This window comes from Shewanella sp. NFH-SH190041 (assembly GCF_024363255.1).
Lineage (GTDB): Bacteria > Pseudomonadota > Gammaproteobacteria > Enterobacterales > Shewanellaceae > Shewanella.
Genome location: NZ_AP026070.1, coordinates 91,314 through 110,699 on the forward strand (window position 1 = coordinate 91,314; position 19,386 = coordinate 110,699).

15 protein-coding genes, 1 pseudogene and 1 riboswitch are annotated in these 19,386 nt (G+C 46.7%); of the genes and pseudogenes, 9 read left to right on the forward strand and 7 right to left on the reverse strand.

Annotated features, from left to right (window positions below; translation table 11 throughout):
• Positions 1-5 precede the first annotated feature (5 nt).
• Both NFHSH190041_RS00415 and NFHSH190041_RS00420 read left to right on the forward strand, forming a co-directional pair.
• Positions 6-1,271: a sensor histidine kinase gene (locus tag NFHSH190041_RS00415; RefSeq protein WP_261923375.1), complete on the forward strand. Its 1,266-nt coding sequence runs from the start codon at positions 6-8 to the stop codon at positions 1,269-1,271.
• Between the two features lies 1 nt (position 1,272).
• Positions 1,273-1,950: a TIGR01621 family pseudouridine synthase gene (locus tag NFHSH190041_RS00420; RefSeq protein ID WP_261923376.1), complete on the forward strand. Its 678-nt coding sequence runs from the start codon at positions 1,273-1,275 to the stop codon at positions 1,948-1,950.
• Between the two features lie 63 nt (positions 1,951-2,013).
• Here NFHSH190041_RS00420 and moeB read toward each other — a convergent pair whose 3' ends face one another.
• Positions 2,014-2,784: a molybdopterin-synthase adenylyltransferase MoeB gene (gene moeB, locus NFHSH190041_RS00425; protein WP_261923377.1), complete on the reverse strand. Its 771-nt coding sequence runs from the start codon at positions 2,782-2,784 to the stop codon at positions 2,014-2,016.
• A gap of 42 nt (positions 2,785-2,826) precedes the next feature.
• Positions 2,827-4,071 carry a molybdopterin molybdotransferase MoeA gene (gene moeA, locus NFHSH190041_RS00430; RefSeq protein WP_261923378.1) on the reverse strand — a complete coding sequence of 415 codons (1,245 nt, stop codon included), beginning with the start codon at positions 4,069-4,071 and terminating at the stop codon, positions 2,827-2,829.
• A 354-nt stretch (positions 4,072-4,425) separates the two neighbouring features.
• On the opposite strand from moeA, the gene ftnA reads away from it, so the two are divergent.
• The gene (gene ftnA / locus NFHSH190041_RS00435; protein WP_261924989.1) at positions 4,426-4,950 is read left to right on the forward strand and encodes a non-heme ferritin; all 525 of its coding nucleotides are present in this window, start codon (positions 4,426-4,428) and stop codon (positions 4,948-4,950) included.
• A gap of 81 nt (positions 4,951-5,031) precedes the next feature.
• On the opposite strand, the gene NFHSH190041_RS00440 is transcribed toward ftnA, so the two are convergent.
• A complete protein-coding gene (locus NFHSH190041_RS00440; protein ID WP_261923379.1) occupies positions 5,032-8,313 on the reverse strand; it encodes an EAL domain-containing protein in 3,282 nt (1,093 codons plus the stop codon).
• A gap of 396 nt (positions 8,314-8,709) precedes the next feature.
• On the reverse strand, positions 8,710-9,360 hold the full coding sequence (ribB, locus tag NFHSH190041_RS00445) for a 3,4-dihydroxy-2-butanone-4-phosphate synthase (protein ID WP_261923380.1): 651 nt from the start codon (positions 9,358-9,360) through the stop codon (positions 8,710-8,712).
• Between the two features lie 118 nt (positions 9,361-9,478).
• Positions 9,479-9,659: riboswitch (FMN riboswitch) on the reverse strand.
• A 94-nt stretch (positions 9,660-9,753) separates the two neighbouring features.
• On the opposite strand from ribB, the pseudogene NFHSH190041_RS00450 reads away from it, so the two are divergent.
• From NFHSH190041_RS00450 to NFHSH190041_RS00470, 5 genes and pseudogenes are all read left to right on the forward strand, one after another.
• Positions 9,754-10,017, forward strand: a pseudogene (locus NFHSH190041_RS00450) (GIY-YIG nuclease family protein); the annotation flags it as partial.
• 236 nt (positions 10,018-10,253) lie between these two features.
• Complete coding sequence (locus NFHSH190041_RS00455; RefSeq protein WP_261923381.1) at positions 10,254-10,922, forward strand: DNA-methyltransferase; 669 nt, start codon at positions 10,254-10,256, stop codon at positions 10,920-10,922.
• 348 nt (positions 10,923-11,270) lie between these two features.
• Entirely contained in the window at positions 11,271-11,933 is a 663-nt protein-coding gene (locus NFHSH190041_RS00460; protein WP_261923382.1) for a response regulator transcription factor, read from the forward strand.
• Between the two features lies 1 nt (position 11,934).
• Positions 11,935-13,164: a sensor histidine kinase gene (locus NFHSH190041_RS00465; RefSeq protein ID WP_261923383.1), complete on the forward strand. Its 1,230-nt coding sequence runs from the start codon at positions 11,935-11,937 to the stop codon at positions 13,162-13,164.
• A 109-nt stretch (positions 13,165-13,273) separates the two neighbouring features.
• Positions 13,274-15,031 (forward strand): flavocytochrome c, encoded by a 1,758-nt coding sequence (locus NFHSH190041_RS00470; protein ID WP_261923384.1) that lies wholly within the window; start codon positions 13,274-13,276, stop codon positions 15,029-15,031.
• Positions 15,032-15,113: 82 nt separating this feature from the next.
• Here the strand turns inward: NFHSH190041_RS00470 and NFHSH190041_RS00475 are convergent, their stop codons facing one another.
• The 3 genes from NFHSH190041_RS00475 to hslR all read right to left on the reverse strand — a co-directional run bounded on the left by NFHSH190041_RS00475 (position 15,114) and on the right by hslR (position 18,190).
• Complete coding sequence (locus NFHSH190041_RS00475) at positions 15,114-16,658, reverse strand: phosphoenolpyruvate carboxykinase (protein ID WP_261923385.1); 1,545 nt, start codon at positions 16,656-16,658, stop codon at positions 15,114-15,116.
• 261 nt (positions 16,659-16,919) lie between these two features.
• Positions 16,920-17,777 carry an Hsp33 family molecular chaperone HslO gene (gene hslO / locus NFHSH190041_RS00480; protein ID WP_261923386.1) on the reverse strand — a complete coding sequence of 286 codons (858 nt, stop codon included), beginning with the start codon at positions 17,775-17,777 and terminating at the stop codon, positions 16,920-16,922.
• Between the two features lie 14 nt (positions 17,778-17,791).
• Positions 17,792-18,190 (reverse strand): ribosome-associated heat shock protein Hsp15, encoded by a 399-nt coding sequence (hslR, locus tag NFHSH190041_RS00485; RefSeq protein WP_261923387.1) that lies wholly within the window; start codon positions 18,188-18,190, stop codon positions 17,792-17,794.
• A 258-nt stretch (positions 18,191-18,448) separates the two neighbouring features.
• On the opposite strand from hslR, the gene gspC reads away from it, so the two are divergent.
• Positions 18,449-19,363: a type II secretion system protein GspC gene (gene gspC, locus NFHSH190041_RS00490; RefSeq protein WP_261923388.1), complete on the forward strand. Its 915-nt coding sequence runs from the start codon at positions 18,449-18,451 to the stop codon at positions 19,361-19,363.
• Positions 19,364-19,386 lie beyond the last annotated feature (23 nt).

A 19,386-nucleotide genomic window follows, 5' to 3' on the forward strand; every position in this document is an offset into this window, starting at 1 on the left:
CTTTGGTGACCCTGATTATTTGTGCGCTGCTTTACTCCATGTACCGCCAGTTGGTGATTGAGCAGCAGCACCAGGTGGATATTCATCTGGCGTCTGAGCGGATCCGTTTTCAACAGCTGGCGCTGACGTTAGGTCGGCCAACCTTTGCGGCCCAGGTTCGCACCGCTGATCCTAAAACGATGCTGGTTGTGTGGCAGCATGATGATAGGGTTGAAGGGGCACTGAGTTTTATGCCGCCGGATATGCCATTTCTGCCCGACACCCGGGACTTTCCTATTTTGACCGGTGGCCCGGAGAAGCTACATATCTTCACCGGTGGACTGGTGCAGACGCGTTATGGGCCTGTGCTCTTAGCTAGTCGCACGGATCAGCTGGCCACTTTGATCGATAAATTTATCAGTGCAGCAGCAACGGCTGTGATGGTCACGATTTTGCTGACCTTAGCCATTGGGTATCTGTTTTCTAAAGGCTTATTGCGGCGAGTGGTGCAATATAACCGCCTCAGTGAGCAAATAGAGAAAGGTTATTATGATACCCGGTTGCCGATCAGTCGGCAGCAGGATGAGTTTGACCTGTTGGCGATGCAGTTTAACCGGGTGCTGGATACGCTGCAGAATAACCTGAATGCGGTACGTGGGGTCACGGACAATATTGCCCATGATCTGCGCACGCCTCTAAGTCATATCCGTATCGGCATTGAACAGCTCGCATTAAAGCCTGCTGATGAAGTACCGGAAAGCTGCGCGATTTTGATTGAAGAGCTGGATCACTGTTTGGCGACTTTCAATGCCATGCTGTCCTTAACCCGATTAGAAGAGGGGCAGCATAAGTTGGAACTGGGGCCTGTCAGTTTGATTGGCCTGTGTCAGGATCTGGAAGAAATGGCGGAAGTAGTTGCTGAGATGAATGACCAGCAACTCACGCTGACTACTGGAGAAGAGTGCGTCATTACCGGGGATAAACACCTGCTATTTATGGCGCTGTTTAATCTGGTGGACAATGCCATTAAGTATTCCGGTGACGGCGCTAAAATCGACATTATCCAGCGAGGCCGCCAAATTCAGATCCGGGACAATGGCCCGGGGATTGCCGATGAGGATAAGGAAAGGGTATTTGACCGCCTGGTACGGTTGGACCCTAGCCGCCATCATGCCGGTACTGGACTTGGTCTATCCATGGTAAAAGCGATATTATCCCGCCATGAGGCCCGGATTGAGTTAAATGACAATCACCCCGGGTTGATTGTGACCATAACTTTCCGGACCGAATAGCTTGTATAACATCATTCATAATGAGGCCGACTTTCTGGTGATCAGTAAGTCGGCCTATGTGCATTTCCATAGTCAAGATGGCCAGGCCGGCGTTGCCGCGCAGCTGGAAATTGATCTTGGCATTAAACTCTTTCCGGTTCACCGGCTCGATACCTTAACGTCCGGCTTGCTGGTGTTTGCTAAAACGCCTGATGTCGCGCGGCAGTTTACCGAGCTGTTCAGTGCTCATCGGGTGCAGAAATATTATTTGGCGCTGGCTGCGGGCAAGCCCAAAAAGAAGCAAGGCTGGGTGATTGGTGATATGGCCAAAGCTCGCCGCAGTCAGTACAAGTTGCTGCGTAGTCGAGATAATCCGGCTATTACGCAATTTTTCTCCCAATCCGTTGCCCCTGGTCTGCGGGCTTATTTGTTGAAACCGCTGAGCGGAAAAACCCATCAGTTGCGGGTGGCACTGGCCAGTCTTGGTACACCAATCCTTGGGGATACGCTCTATGGCGGCGTTGCGGCAGAGCGTGGATACTTGCATGCTTGGCAGCTGACGTTCTGTTATGGTGGGCGGGATTATCATTTCCGCGCGGATCCTGATTCTGGCACTGAATTCCTCAGCGATAGCTTCATAGCCCAACTTAAGTTGTGGCAGGATGTGGCTAACTTAGCGTGGCCGAAAAAACCTGCCTGATATTGGCAACATCATTATCTATTCGTAAATATGGATGAGCCAATATCTATTACTAACAAAAGGTTAGGCTGGCGTGCCACACACACGACAATGGGGTTGCCGTGGCAGTTTCATTTCTCGAAACTCCATGGTCATGGCATCAACCATCAATAGGCGACCGGTGAGTGGTTGCCCTATGCCGGTTAGTACCTTGATAGTTTCTGTTGCTTGTATGCAACCAATCAGGCCCACGACTGGCGCCAAAATCCCTGATTCAACACAGCTGAGTTGCTGTTCACCAAATAGGGCGCTAAAGCAGTGATAACAAGGGGTATTGTCCTGATAGTCATAGACGCTAACGGTGCCTTCCATACGGATGGCAGCCCCAGAAACCAGTGGGATTTTATGATTAAAACAGGCTTGGTTAAGCTGTTCGCGCACCATCACATTATCAGTACAATCTAGCACGAGGTGATGCTGGCTGACTAAGGTATCAATCTCGGCATCATCCAGTACGGCATTGATAGTGTCGATATTGATATGGGGATTGAGTGTGCTAAGGCTTTCTTTGGCCGAAGCCACCTTTGCCTGACCGATGTTGGCATCTTGGTGCAATACCTGACGTTGCAGGTTGGACAGCTCGACAGTATCAAAATCCACTAATGTCAGATGGCCTACGCCAGCAACGGTAAGATATTGGCTAGCGGTACAGCCCAACCCGCCGGCCCCAATGATTAGCACGCGAGCCTGTTTTAATTTTTCTTGGCCATCGATATCCATGGCTTTGATGGAGATTTGCCGGCTATATCTGAGCATTTCGCTGTCAGACAGCAGCTCAACGGGATGATCACTCATGGGGTTTTCCTGAAAGCGGCCACCATCGCGTGGCCGACAAGATTAACTTAAGATGCCGTGAAACGGCTCAACATCGACCAAGCTGCCAGCCGGGGTATCCCCTTGCATTTGTGGCAGAATAATAAAGCAGTTTGCCAGTGACATTGAGGTCAGCATACCTGAACCTTGGCTGCCCGTGGTGGTCACTTCCAGTTCCCCTGCTTCATTACGGCTGAGAATACCGCGTTGATACTCCACCCGGCCAGGATGTTTATAGATGGCTTTGGCCAGAGGGACCGACAGTCTGAGTGGCGGCCGCTGTGGCAGGCCGCGCATTTTATTGAGTAGCGGTGTGACGATTTTATAGAAGGTCACCATGGAGGAAACGGGGTTGCCGGGCAGTCCACAGAAAACAGCCTTGCCCAAACGGCCAAATGCAAAAGGTTTACCTGGTTTGATGGCCATGCGCCAGAAGGTAATCTCCCCTTCTTCGCTCAAAATCTGTTTGGTGAAATCCGCATCTCCAACAGAGACACCGCCGGATGTTAGGACTAAATCAGCTTGGCTGGCGGCTTTTTGAAAGGCGGCGCGGATAGCTTCTGGATCATCTTGAATAACGCCTAAATCCACCCAGTCGACGCCTGCTTGTTGTAGCATGCCGAGAATCGAATAGCGGTTAGAGTCATAAATTTGTCCTGGCGCTAACTCACTGCCTACCGGTCTAAGTTCATCTCCGGTGGAGAAAAATGCCACGGTCAATTGCCGGTATACCCGTACTTGATTGACGCCGATGGTAGCCAGTACGCCCATTTCTGCTGCACCAATCTGAGTGCCGGTTTTTAACACCGGGGCGCCAGCGCGCATCTCCTCGCCACGTGCGCGGATATTCTCTCCTGTGTCGTGGGTAGGCTCAATGGTAATCATTTCACCATCAGCCTGGGTTTTTTCTTGCATCTGTACCGTGTCATAGCAATCCGGAACCGGCGCACCAGTCATAATCCGTACACAGCTACCAGGCTGATAATCTCCACTAAAGGCATGGCCGGCAAACGAATAACCGATAAGTTTCAGCGCACTGTGTTGGGTCAGATCAGCTAGGCGAAATGCATAACCATCCATTGCTGAATTATTAAAGGGGGGCAAATCCAAGGTAGCGGCCAGATCTTCGGCCAATACCCGGCCCAAGCTGTGGGACAGTTGAATAACTTCAGTATCCTGAACGGTTCTGACCTGATCAAGCAACTGGGAAATAGCCTGATCCGGGTGCATTAACCCCGGTTGGCAACATGGATCTTGCTTGGCTTGCATCTGAACTCCCTGCATAACGTTGGGTGCTGCACCGGCAGCGGAATTGTTGGCTATTATGCCACGGCTGCAACTGATGCTGATATGGTTCCGGTGTGACAGCTGTGCAAAAAACGCTCGGCCAACCTCGCTTTTCTTGGTGATAACAGCTTCAACTATAGTGGATTGTTAATGATATGGCTGGCCGGTGGCTGTTCGGGGGATTGATGGCCGGTGGCCCTGTATAAGTGGTGAGCTTTTTTGTGGTAAATGATGGATAAGTGAAAGTTTTTTATGTTTAATTTCATTGCTTTTACTCAGGGCATTTTCAACAATGAGGAGGTTGATTTTTTGCATCATTTATCAAGAGGAACGGATATGTTGGCTCAGGCTATGATTGATAAGCTCAATGAACAGATCAATATGGAGTTTTTCTCCTCCAACCTGTATCTGCAGATGAGTGCCTGGTGTGAGGATAAAGGTTTTGAAGGGGCGGCGAAGTTTATGCGCGCTCATGCTGCTGAAGAAATGGAGCATATGCATCGCTTATTTACTTATGTCAGTGAAACCGGTGGCATGCCGCTGATTGGTGCGATTGAAGCTCCTCAGGCTGAGTTTCCGTCTTTATTAGCCTTGTTTGAACATACTCTTGAACATGAGCAGATGATCACCCGGGCAATTAATGGCTTGGCTCATGTGGCTTTTACTACCCAAGATTATTCAACATTCAACTTTCTGCAGTGGTATGTGGCTGAGCAGCATGAGGAAGAAAAGCTGTTTAAATCTATTGTCGATAAAATTCGCTTGGTGGGTGAAGATGGCAAGGCGTTATTCTTTATTGATAAAGATCTGGAAGCCATGGCCAGTCGTGAAAGCAGCAGTATTATGAATGAAGCGGTATAGGTATCGCGACTCATAACAAAAAGCAGCCGACAGGCTGCTTTTTTGTCTCTATTTTTTGGCGCTGCGTACGTTTGTTTGTACTTAAATCTCACTCGTGTCTGGAGTGCGTTCAGTTTTCTTCGCTGAGGTGACATCGGTAACCGATGTTGGTGTGACTAACCGCTGCTCCAGTTGCTGTTGACTGGTTAGCAATTGGGTAAATTGAGTAAAGGCTAATGGTTTAGCGATCAAATATCCTTGGGCAAAGTTACAGCCCAGAGCCTTTAAAAAGTCCCACTGATCCCGGGTTTCAATCCCTTCCGCTACCAGTTGCATTTCTAAACTACGCCCCATATTAATAATGGCTTTGATCAGATTGGCATCTGCATGGGTGGTAAAAATATTTTCCATAAAACTGCGATCAATTTTGATCACTGAAATAGGGAATTTTTTCAGGTAACTGAGTGATGAGTAACCGGTACCAAAATCATCTAAGTAAATATCACAGCCCAGATCGGCGATGGCATTAAGCTGCGCCTGACACAAACTGGTATCACTCATCAGCATGCTTTCGGTGATTTCGATATGGATTTGCTGTGGCTCCACTTTATAGTGCTGTAATGCTTTTGCTAAAAGATCTGGGAAGCTATTGTTTTGTGTTGATTTACATTGTCGGCTGGACACATTGATAGCCAGTCTGATCGACAGCCCTTGATGTTGCCAGTGGGATAGATCCGCCAAGGCCTGATTTAATACCCATAAGCCAATATCCTCAATTAATCCGGTTTCTTCTGCTATCGGAATAAATTGATCCGGACCAATCATTCCCCGCTCTGGATCTTGCCAACGGATCAAGGCTTCAGCAGAGTGAATTTTGCCAGTTTGCATATCTACTATCGGTTGATAGTGCAAACAGAATTCTTCCTGTGTCACCGCACGACGTAACCGCTGCTCCAGCTCAATACGGGCAACCAAAGATTTATTCATGCCTGGGGTGAAGCGTTTAAAAGTATTACGGCCTTGTTCTTTTGCCTGGTACATGGCGGTTTCGGTGTTCCGGCTGAGGGATTCCACATCAATACCATGCTCTGGATAAATACCAATGCCTTGGCTGGCAGAGATCAGTAACTGTTTGTCATCTCCGACAGTGAAGGGCGTACAGAGGGCTTGTTGAATTTTTCTTGCCAGCTGTTCAGCTTCTTGCTGTTGTTGCAGGAAAGGGATGATCAACATAAATTCATCCCCGCCAGTACGGGCCAGAAAATGATCTTTAGTGATTAAAGATGATAGGCGTTTACCGACGGCGGTAAGCAAGCTGTCTCCCAAGCTATGGCCACTAACATCATTGATATATTTAAAGCCGTCGAGATCAATCATAATTAATCCCAATTCGCGGCCTTTGTGCTGGGCCATCAAAATTTCTTGTTCTAGCCGTTTATTGAAAAATTGACGGTTAGGCAGCCCGGTCAAACTGTCAAAGTTTGCTTGATACCAGATATCCTGCTCATATTGTTTGCGTTTGGAAATGTCAGTAAAGAGACCGATATGCTGCTTGATAGCGCCTTTACTATCCCGCACTAATGTCAGCGCTAAATGCTCGGGATAAATTTCGCCATTTTTGCGTTTATTCCAAATTTCGCCGTCCCAACTGCCGGTTTGTAATAGCTGATCCCATATGGCAGTGAAGAAATGGTTACCGTGGCGGCGGGAGTTGAGGATGCGAGGGTTTTGTCCCAGTACTTCTTCTTGGCTATAGCCCGTAATCCGGGTAAAGGCGGGGTTTACCAGTTCAATTTCATTCTCGGCATTGGTAACCACGATACCCTCTGCTGAGTAATCGAATACCACTGCAGCTTGTCGTAGCGCCTTATCGGCTTTTTGGCGTTCAGAAAGCATGCGATTAATGGCTTCGGCAATCTGGTTGATCTCATCATTGTTATCTGGGCTGATAGTCAACTTCAGATCAGGATCCCGCCCCATACTTTGCATCTCATTGGCCATGGTGCGGATACTGATCATCAAACCGCGGATAATGATCATGCCAAACCAAGAGCAAAACAGTAACAATGTGACGGTACCGACCAGATAGGCAACACAGTTCAATACCGCATGGTGCTGCTGGCGGTTGCTTAGCTGGGCGATATTATCGGTGATGGTATTGCTGATCTCATTGAACCCAAGGATGCGCTCGCTGGACAGCATCCACCAGGTTTCAGCGCGGATAGGGATTGCGGGTTGCTGCAGGATTTCCAAGGCATGGGCAATTCGGTCAATCGGGATCATTAACAGCCGGTCGATTTGGCTGGCATCTAGCTTCTGTTTGCGCAGTGTGGGAATTTGCTCCATATGGTGCTGATACTGCTGAAGCGTGGTCTCAATGGTCGCAATGGCATGCCGTTGCTTATCTGTTAATCCCTGATTGCTATTGATGCGTTGTAGCAGGGTTTTAAGTGACTGCTGATGCAGGTAAAAATCTTGTTTGTAATAGTCTTGCCCTTGTAGCAGATAGTTTTTGAAGTCATGAATTAAACCGCCGTAGCCGAGGTGGTAGGCGATCTGATATGCCAGTGAGCTGATGGTCAGTTGTTCTTGCAGTTGTCGTCTAATCGCTATCACTTGGCGGTTAGCGGCATCATTTTGTTGCTCTGAAAAAAGTTGCTGATGTGGTGTGATGGTTGATTGTTCAGCGTGATTATAGGCGTGCTGTTGTTCAGAAATTGCGGCATTGATGCTCTGATATTGGCTGAGATCTATATTCGGGGAAACCAATATACGGTTGACGATAGCCCGTTCTTGTCCTGCCGCTTCTTGAATCGTCAGTACCTGAAGTAGATCGCTGTAGGCCTGATTTTGCGGAATATTATCCGTCAAAGTTTGGAGTTTCCGGATAAGGAGCATCAAGTTGTGCACATATTCCGTATAAAAATTCAGATCGCTTTTCGGTGTGAGAGCGGTGACCTGTGCCCTGACCTGGGCTAATTGTTGCTCTACATTCAGCAATTGTGGCACACAGGTTTTAAAAGCTGGGTTAGTGATCTGGCCGTTTGGGGAAATGCCTGCCAATTTGAGCAGTTCAGGGTTGGTAATGAATTGTTTTAGTTTCTCGTCAGTATCACTACGGGCTGTTTGCAACGCATTGTAATAATGAGTGCCCTGGCTACTGTTATAACCAACGCTTAATCCGCGTTCTTTCTGCAATTCATAAATTAATGCTGTTGCATCGCGAGTGATGCTAACCGCCATGGTGTTGCGCTGGGCATCGTGATATTTAGCCAGCTCGTTGCTGAATTGGAGGGAAACGACAATGACTACCGCGATTAGCGGCAGCAGGAAGAATAACAGGAGCTTCTGTTTCAGGCTCAGATGCGTGAGTAGGGAAGGCATCGGCGAAACGGCTCCTTGGCACGGTCAGGATTTAACATAGCTAATTCTGCAGGGTTATGTCTGAATAAATATTCAGTGTTATTAACACACTCGCTTTCCTGCGGCGAGGCCGGGGAGTCCGGTTCACAAAGTCAGTCACGGAATCAGTGTTTTTGGCACCGAGAAGCGCTTCTATACTCGATAATGTCATGGCCGCCACAGGTGAATCTATTGATCTGAAATAAGACTTATTTTGGTAAGGCGACCGGGTTGGGCTTGGGGTGAACTAAGAATGTCACAAATAACAGAAATGCCGGATGTAGATCGCATTTCTTAAGCTTTTGTATTTTTCGCGGCTATTTTTTGTACTAGTAAAAGTTGAGGCCTAAAAGCATATTGCTGTCAGGCCTGAATGGATTACACCGCTATCTGCAGGTGACCTCGATAAGCTGCAATATCTTCGATGCTTAATACTGGGAATTGATGCTGGCGGGCAAATTCGATAATACGGGGTAATCTGGCCATGCTACCGTCAGCATTGGTTAGTTCACACAGTACCCCACAAGGTTGCAGACCAGCCAGTTGCATCAAATCGACTGTGCCTTCGGTGTGGCCTCGCCGACCGAGAACGCCATCAGGGTGGGCGCGTAATGGAAATACATGACCGGGTTTGACCAGATCATGTTCACAGGCATCGGCCGCAACGGCTGTTTGGATTGTGGTGAGTCGGTCGGCAGCACTCACCCCGGTAGTGACGCCATGGCGTGCTTCAATACTGATGGTAAATGGGGTGCCGTATTGACTGGAATTGTGGGTTGTCATCGGTGGCAGCGCCAATTGTTGAATTTTGGCATCGGTGAGACAAAGACAAACAATTCCGCTGCATTCGCGGATTAGCATGGCCATTTGTGGGACGGTCAGTGACTGAGCGGCAAAAATCAGATCGCCTTCATTTTCGCGATTTTCATCATCGACCAATAGCACACCATTGCCTTGGCGTAGTGCATCAAGTGCCAGCTCCAACCTTTGGGTGGCATTGCCGAATTGATCCAGTAAAGACTGATTCATGGTGTATTCCTGTTTTATCAGAGAGCCAGAATCAGGGCGTAAGAAAGGGCTGCCATGGTGGCAGAAGCAGTGCAGCACAGCGATTAGCGCCATCATTATTGGGCGTTGCCGGCAGAACAAACATTCTCTTTCATCCGGACTCAAGCCTGTCTGGTGACTGACTATTACCGTCGGCTCCGGAATTACACCGGATCTGCTGACCCTAGCAAAAGTAGGCGCTCGCGGGCTGATTTATCCTGTGTTAATGGCAGGGTAAACTTACCGCCGGTGGGGAGTTTCACCCCGCCCTGAGAATTATTGAATTTGGTTGTGTCCCCCTTTGGGGAGCATCAGCCGATAGCATAAAACGGGTATATCATGGGTCAAACGGCGGCAGTGGACAAGCGGGATGGATCACAGAGTATTTGGTTTCTTTATATGATTCGCTGCGCGGGAGGTCAGTTATACACGGGTGTCACAACAGATGTGACGCGTCGGTTTCGTGAACACTGTGCTGGCGGGAATAAAGGGGCTCGATTTTTGCGGGGAAAGGGGCCGTTAACGCTAGTTTATCAGGAGTTAGTCGGGGGGCAGAGTGAGGCGCTAAGGCGAGAAATTGCGGTAAAAAAACTGACTCGCGCACAAAAGTTGACCTTGATTACAAAGGGCAATAAGTAGAGTGAACTAGTTCGGTGCTAGCCTGATTTAGCATTGTTTGCACAAGAGTTTAACTCAATGATTTTATTGTTTAATTATTTTCTAGAGAGCCGTGTAGTTGATGCAAAAGAAAATAAAATAGTCGAAATAGCAATGATTTAGTCAGTTTTGCTGTGGCAGATGTTGAGTGGCTGTAAAGCGGGTTTGTCAGGTATACTGCCGTAGACCCGTTACTAATTGAATAAAAGAATAAGCTAATGCGCCTAGCTAAATCTGATGCGTTGAGTTGGCTGGCGACACTGGCTGATGACAGTGTTGACCTCATTATCACTGACCCTCCTTATGAATCACTGGAAAAACACCGTAAAGTGGGGACGACAACCCGGCTCAAGGTGAGTAAAGCCTCAAGTAATCAATGGTTTGATATTTTTCCTAATGCTTGCTTCGATGAGTTTTGTCAGCAGTTATATCGGGTGTTAAAACCAAACCGGCACTGTTATTTATTTTGCGATCAAGAAACCATGTTTGCGATTAAACCGGCAGCAGAGCGAGCTGGGTTTAAATTCTGGAAACCCTTGGTGTGGGATAAGATCAATATCGGTATGGGATACCATTACCGTTCACGCTATGAATTTATTCTGTTTTTTGAGAAAGGTAAGCGTAAGTTACAGGATTTAGGGATTGCGGATGTGTTGACCTGTAAACGTGTTTATCGGGGTTATCCTACTGAGAAACCGGTGCCGTTATTGGAGATCTTGGTGAAGCAAAGCTCTGAACCTGGCGAGTTGGTGATTGATCCTTTCTTTGGCTCTGGCTCAACCTTGATTGCTGCGCATAAATTGCAGCGCGAATGTGCAGGTGCTGATATTGCTGATGCTGCGTTTGAATACTTAGCGCAGCGGCGGCAAACAGGCGATGGGGTGTAATATCAAGCCCCATTGGTTATTGATATTCAAATGACATAGTAGGCTATAATATCAATCTGTAAATTCGCTTATTGATGCTCATCTCTGGTAGAAAAAATCAGGAGATTTTCGGTTAGATAATGATTGATGAAATATATTTGTTTTATCACTGCGTTATATTGCATGATTGATTATTGCTAATAATCTAACAATTTTCTTATCACAAATTTTGCATTTGTTGCAGTTATTCCGTCTTGCTGTGACAATCCGCGCGGTAATATTTTATCCATTTCTGTTTAATCAGTCCTAGTTCGTAACAGGCCTAAATCATGTTGCCTGGTATATTTCATAATTACGGGGCTATGGCTGATGTTGATATTACTGGTTGAAGACAACAGATTATTGGCAAATAACCTGATTCAGTATTTGGCATTAAATGGTTTGGATTGTGATTATGCGGAAGATATTCAGCAGGCAGAATATTGTCTTTCCCAGCAGCAGTTCGATGCCATTGTGCTGGATGTGAATTTACCCGATGGCTGTGGTATTTCAGCCTGTGCCCGTTGGAAAGCTCAATGCCAATTAGCCCCCGTTATTTTGTTGACAGCTCGCAGTGGCCTAGATGACAGATTACAGGGGTTTGCTGCTGGAGCCGATGATTACTTAATTAAACCTTTTGCTATGGCTGAGTTGGTTGCCAGACTAAAAGCCGTTGCTAAGCGTCACCAAGCCTTGCCGGTGCTACAAGTTGGAGAATTAGAAATTGATTTTGCTCGTCATTGTGCTTTTCGCCAAGGTGTTGCCTTACAGCTTACCCCTACAGCTTGGCAAATTCTGACGATTCTGGCTCGTAGTAGTCCTAATGTGGTGAGTCGGGAAGAGCTGGAACGCTCTCTTTGGCCGGATATTCCACCGGATAGTGACAGTTTGCGCAGCCACTTGCATTTGCTACGTCGGGTGGTAGATAAACCCTTTTCATTTAGAATGCTGCATACCATTCGTGGGGTTGGCTTATGTCTGAAGGCCTGTTGAGATGATGCCCCATTTCAGTCTAAAACGTACCTATCAAATATATGGGCTGATTTTTTTAGCCGTAACATTAGTGATTAATTGTTTTATTCCTTTGTGCATGATGTGTACAGGTATGTTTTCTATGCATGACATTACGCTGCATAATGCTGGACAAGCAGCGGAACAAATATTGGTTGATGGCCGTCAATCATGGGCTTCAGATAATATCAGAGTTTATACCACCTGGGATTTAGTGCCTGCTGATATTCGGGCATTGAATCAGAATATTCCCCCTAACCGTGAATCAGCTATTCGTTATGCCCATTTAGATGGGGCTTTTATTGATGCTTTATCGGTACATTATACGGCAGCAGGGCGCCCGCTATATTTATGGCTGCATTACAACGCGACCCATGATTTAGTCTTTGCGCCAAAAAATATGACAGCAATTTTACTTTTAATTCTGATGACCTTTGGTTTGGTCGCCAGTTTGGCGTTGCACATGCAAAAAAAAGTGATTTATCCGGTACGTCATATTAGCCAAGCAATTAAACAACATGATTGGTTAGGTGGGCAGGGTTTTAGCTTGCCAAAGCAAGGATATGCTGAGTTACAGGCTATTGTTGATGCGCTTAATCAATCCTTGCAGCAGTTGCAGCAGGTTCAGCAGCGGGAATTAGACTTCTTGCGTTATGCCAGTCATGAATTACGCACGCCGGTTGCGATTTGTTTGTCTTCTTTTGAGTTATTAGCACTGCAACATGGTGGGCTGGCTGGGCCTATATTGGCAGCAAGCCAAGCTTCTGAGCAAATGAAATCAATTATTGAAACACTACTATGGCTAACAAATAAAACCAGTACTGATTCCAAACCAACTTCTGTTGCACTTTTGCCTCTGTTACATGAATTAGCCGCACAGCAGGAATTAGCAATGGCCAAGTCAGGTAAGATTAATATTGCTGGCGATAATACTTGTTGTCAGCTGCTTGCTGATCCCACACGTATTATGCTGAATAATTTAATACGTAATGCGCTGGAGCATGGTTGTGGCTCAGTTGATATTTGCCAACAAGGTAAATGCATTAAAATCAGTAATCGTATCTTATGCCAAGATCATGCAGGTTTTGGCTTGGGATTGATATTAGTATCCCGTTTGGCTGAACAATTGGGGTGGTACTTTTCCACTGAGCGTCAGAATAATCAATTCATTGCCATATTGAAATTAGAGGTTGGTCGCAATTTCTCTTGCTGATTTTTACGTAATTTTGACGTAACAGCGCGCACCATAATTAGCAGATATACAGGTACTTTTTACCTGTGGTGTGTATAGCGTTTGGCGTTATTTCTGCAGGAGATTGACTATGCCATTTAAAAAATCTGCCTTGGTGGTTGCGGTTGCCTCATCAGCAATTGTTGCCGGCTGTCATATAACCGGGGAAATAATTAAGGCCCAGGGACAGGCTCAGGGTAAACATGGTCCAGTTGTGGTTGAAACAACATTTAAAGATGGCCGGATAACTAAAATTGATGTGTTACAGCAAAAAGAAAATAAAGTCTTAGCTGCAGCAGTGTTTAAAAATGTAAAACAAAACATTATTGATAAAAACTCTGTGGATGTTGATGGTATCTCCGGTGCGACATTTACATCAAATGCGTTAAAACATGCTGTGGCAAATAGTGTTAAAGCTGCAGGAGTAACCTTAGTTGCCGCGAGTGCCGTTGGCGGGAAACAACAAGCGGCTCAACCGACTGATTACACTTATGATGTGGTGGTTATTGGCGCGGGTGGTGCGGGATTCAGTGCTGGCTTAGAAGCCATGGAGCAAGGAGCGTCAGCGGTTATCATTGAAAAAATGCCCATTATTGGTGGTAACTCACTGATCTCCGGGGGGGAGATGAATGTTGCTGGCAGTTGGGTGCAGAAAAACATGGGAATTACTGACTCTAAGGCATTGTTTATGGAAGATACGCTTAAGGGCGGTGACTATAAAGGGGATCCTGAGATGGTTCGCGCCATGGTTGATAATGCCGTCGATGCATCAGAGTGGTTGCGAGATTATGTGCAAGTTGAGTTTTACCCTAATCAGTTATTCCAATTCGGTGGTCACAGCGTAAAACGGGCGATTATTCCTAAGGGGCATACTGGGGCAGAGGTGATTGGTAAGTTTGCTAAAAAAGCTGAATCCGTTGGGCTGCCTGTTCATACGGACACTAAAGCTGAGCGTCTGCTACGAGACAAACATGGTCGCGTGGTTGGGGTTGAGGCGATGAAAAATGGCCACAAGGTAACTTATCATGCAAATAAAGGGGTGGTTATCGCAACTGGCGGCTTCTCTGCCAATATTGCAATGCGTAAGAAATTCAATCCAGAGTTAGATAGTCGTTATGGTACAACCGGTCATGCCGGTGGCACAGGCGACGGAATTGTAATGGCTGAGAAGATACATGCTGACACTAAAAATATGCAGTATATTCAGACATATCCAATCTGCAATCCTGAAACTGGTGCCATTGAGCTTATTGCTGATGCCCGTTTCTTTGGTGCTATTTTAATTAACCAACAGGGTAATCGTTTTGTTGAAGAACTGCAGCGTCGTGATGTAATCAGTAATGGTATTTTGAGTCAGCCAGGCAGTTACGCGTATGTTCTGTGGAATAAAGCGATTGATGATGTTGCTGGTACTGTGGATATGCATCAAGATGAATTTGCTGATCTGAATAGCCGGGGGTTGATGTTTAAAGTTGATACCCTGAAAGAGGCGGCTGAGAAGTTTAATATTCCACTGGAAAATCTTGAAAAAACGATTGCTGATGTGAATCGGTATGCTGCATCAGGTAAGGATGAGGCATTCCATCACAGAGCTGGGTTAGTTAATCTCGCTAAAGGTCCTTATTGGATTGTTAAAGCAACACCTTCAGTTCACCACACTATGGGGGGCTTAGCAACTGACCCTCGCACCCATGTATTAGATACTAAAGGTAAGGTGATTCCGGGGCTGTATGCTGCAGGAGAAGTGACTGGTTTGACCCATGGTACTAACCGTTTGGGCGGAAATGCCTACACAGATATCATCGTGTTTGGTCGTATTGCTGGTATTCAGGCTGCTAGTGGTAAATAACCCCTATATACATTTCATGTCATAAAAAATGGCTCCAGTGCAGGATAGCACTGGAGCCATTTTTTGTATTACTGAAAGAACCTTATTGCCCTTTGGGGCCGGCATTACGAATAGAATCTGGTACCTGATATTTCGCAAAGTTATCATTGAACGCTTTAGCCAATTTAGCCGCATATTCGCTGTATGCGTTTTTATCCTGCCACGTGTTGGCTGGATTGAGTAATTGACTATCAACGCCGGGGATTTGAGTGGGGATATCCAAGTTCAGCACCGCAAGATGCTCAGTGTCTACATCAGCTAGTTGCCCCGACACGATGGCATCAATAATGGCGCGGGTTACCGGAATATCAAACCGTTTTCCTGTTCCATAAGGCCCACCAGTCCAGCCGGTGTTGACCAGATAAACCTGACTGCCAAATGATTCTATGCGCTTCATCAGTAATTCAGCATAGACCCCTGCAGGGCGGGGGAAAAATGGTGCACCGAAACAGGTTGAGAAGGTAGATTGGATGGCTGCGGTACTGCCCATTTCGGTGGAGCCAACTTTCGCGGTGTAGCCGGATAAGAAGTGGTAAGCCGCTTGCTCTTTGCTTAATTTGGCAACCGGCGGTAATACGCCGGAGACATCACAGGTGAGAAATACCACGGCATTGGGCTCAGCGCCTCGGTTGGCTTCAATCCGACTGCTAATATGAGCAAGAGGGTATGCGGCCCGGGTGTTTTCCGTCAGGCTGGTATTGTGGTAATCCGGCTGATGGTTATCGTCCAGTACCACATTTTCCAGTACGGTACCAAAGCGAATGGCATCCCAAATCACCGGCTCATTTTTTTGGCTGAGATCAATACATTTTGCATAGCAGCCCCCTTCAATATTAAAGACACCACCCGATGCCCAGCCATGTTCATCATCCCCAATTAAGAACCGCTTAGGGTCAGCTGATAAGGTGGTTTTGCCTGTGCCTGACAGGCCAAAGAATAAGGTTGTATCTCCCTGCGTACCAACATTGGCGGAACAATGCATCGGTAGTACGCCTTTGGCCGGCAACAGGAAGTTTTGTACTGAAAACATGGATTTTTTCATTTCGCCGGCATACTTCAATCCCGCCAGTAGCACTTTTCGCTCGGCAAAATTAATGATGACTGCGGCTTCTGAATGGGTGCCATCACGCTCTGGCTCACAGATAAAACCAGGAGCATTCATAATTTGCCATTGTGGTTTATCTGCCTGGTTGTACTGTTGGGGCTGAATAAACAGGTTGCGGGCAAAGATTTGGTGCCAAGCATATTCGGTGGTGACCTGAACTGGGAGATAGTGCTCAGGATCGGCTCCGACTTCCAATTCGGACACAAAGATGGCTTTATCTGCCAGATAAGAGCTGACCCGTTGCCATAGCGCATTGAATTTATCCATAGCGAAAGGACGGTTGATGTTGCCCCAGTCAATATCTGCACTGCTGCTGGGTTCATCAACGATAAATCTGTCATTAGGAGAGCGTCCTGTCCGCTCCCCTGTGCGGGTGACCAACGCCCCATTGGCAGTCAGTTGGGCTTCTCCCCGGGCTAGGGCAATTTCGTACAGTGCGGCAGTGGTTAGATTCTTATGTACGCGGTGAGCTCCGTCCGCCATAAGTGTGTCTCCATGTCGAAGTGAGTGGGTTAGCAGTCTTATTCCAGTGACCTGTATGGCCGGACCCTGTCATTTGCTGTAATTATTAGACCTTTTACCGAGTTAAGCGCACAGAGCAAAATGTCGGACAGGTGTCTGTAGCGGGATTGTAACTTAATGGTGTTTTTTATGTAAGTTGAAAATGGGTGTTATTTGCGTATTGGGGCGGGATAAAAAAATAGCGGACTGAAATGTCCGCTATTTTTTAGGTGTAATCTTCAATTATTGCTGGGTTTGTGGCGCTGCTTGATTGGCATAAATGCCTTCAATATCAATAGCATCAAAAATATATTTACTGTTGCAGTATTCGCAACCCATTTCGATATTGCCGGTTTCTGCCAAAATAGCCTCAATTTCAGCTTTATCGACAGTGCGAATGGCTGCTGCGCTGCGCTCTCTGGAGCAGGTGCACTTGAAGGTTACCGGGATAGGATCAAATAGGCGCACTTCTTCTTGGTGATACAAGCGGTGCAGTACTTCCTCTGCATCCAGTTCTAGTAGTTCTTCAGCCTTAATCGTGGCGGTCAGTTGACTCAGATGCTCAAATTCGTGATTTTCTGTTTCACTTGGTAACACCTGCAGCATGATGCCCGCGGCTTTTTCGGTACTAGTGAATAGCCAGATACGAGTTGGTAATTGTTCTGATTGAGCGAAATATTCTTCCAAGCATTCAGCTAGCGTTGGCTTATCCAGAGCCACGACTCCTTGATAACGTTCACCTTCATCCGGGGTCAGGGTAATGACCATATACCCTTTCCCGAACATATCCGCCAGGCTAGCGTTATCGGCTGGAGTTTGACTAAAACGAGCCACTCCACGCATTTGTTGATCGTTATTACCATTGATCACAGCTAGAGAGACTGGGCCATCGCCTTGTAGCTGAATAGCAATATCACCATTGAATTTCAAAGTAGCAGTTAACAGTGATGTGGCCGCTAACAATTCCCCCAATAGGCCTTTGATTGCTACTGGGTAATCATGGGTATTGGCAATGTGTTGGAAGCTTTGTTCCAGTTGTACCAGTTCACCGCGCACATCAGCGTTTTCGAACAGGTAACGGTATAGGTTATCTTTGCTCATGAGTTGTCTCACATTTACATTTCTTTAAAGCGGATAATAGTTCGACGCTGTTTTTTGTCCGGTTTATGCTCCGGAGCGGGATTCTGTAGAATATTCAGCCGTCGAGCTTCAGCATTCAATTCACGTTTTTGAATGCTTATTTCGGTTTCGTCGTAGAGTTTTTGTGCCTCAGCCGCACCTCGTCTTTGCTCACTCAGCTGCTTGATTATGACCTCTTTTTCATCATAACCCTGTCGTAATCTGATAATGGCGCCAACTTCTGCGTTGCGGCTGGATTTGGGGCGCTGGCCGTTGTAATGTACTTTACCACCATTGATCATTTCTTTAGCAATGGCTCGGGTTTTATAAAAGCGGGCAGCCCACAGCCATTTGTCCAAGCGGACAGCCTTGGGTGCATCCTGAGTTTGGGTCATAAGGTCTCCGGCCGATAACAACGGATGGAAGCTTGGAAAGTGTCACCCGGCACTGACCAGGTTGAAAAATTGCCACAAAAAGTTAACAGTTAACTGGGTTGAGTCTGCGGCTTGTAGGCTGACAAAGTTAACATAATTGATGATTTTTAGCCAACTCCGAGGGTGTTACTCACTTGTTGCATCATGGCCCCTGGGGTAGCATGGGCAGGTTTTTCCTGACACATCAGCGGAATAGAGGCCTACACTGGTCCAATGAATATGGATTTATTACAAAAAGTCTTGTCTAAAGCTGCAGGGATCCCGCAACAAACTCTCAGTAAGTTGGCCTTGGTGGTCGCTGCTATTGTTGCGTTGTATCTTGTTGCTGAAATCAGTTGGAAATTAGTTCCTGTATCTGAATCTCAGCTACCGTGGCAGCCTATTGCTGCGGGTTCCACTTCGCCCTCGTCCCAGAGTATTTCGCTCGATGCGTTGCACAAATTAGCGCTGTTTGGTCAAGCGAATGCCAAAGATAAGTTACCAAAACCAGCGCCAGTTGCTGAAATGATAACGGATGCCCCAAAAACTAGCCTTTCTATTCAGTTAACTGGGGTGGTTGCTTCTACTGCGGAACAAAAAGGTCTCGCAGTAATTGAATCTCGGGGAATGCAGGATACCTATGGTTTAGGTGATAAAATTAAAGGAACATCAGCATCTTTGAAAGAAGTTTATGCCGATAGGGTTATTTTGGCGAATAGTGGTCGTTATGAGACATTGATGCTAGATGGCATGCCATATACCACAGAGTCTGGTGCTAATCATCAGTTACAGCATGCCAAGGTGCATAAAGTTGATCAGCGCCATAATGAAAGAGTGAGCGAAGAGCTCGAGTACTCACGGGATTTATTATTGGAAGATCCAGGTAAAATTACTGACTTCATTGCCATTTCTCCAGTGAGACAAAATGGTGAAGTTGTTGGTTATAGGCTAAATCCGGGGAAAGATCCCGGTTTATTTAAAGCGGCCGGTTTCCGGCCCAACGATTTGGCGACATCGATTAATGGCTATGATCTTACTGATATGGCGCAATCTATTGAAGTTATGTCGCAATTGCCCAACCTGAGTGATGTATCCGTCACTGTCGAGCGGCATGGGCAGTTAGTAGAAATTTTATTCAGTTTGCCGCAGCACTGATTAGGGATGCAGGGGAAATGATA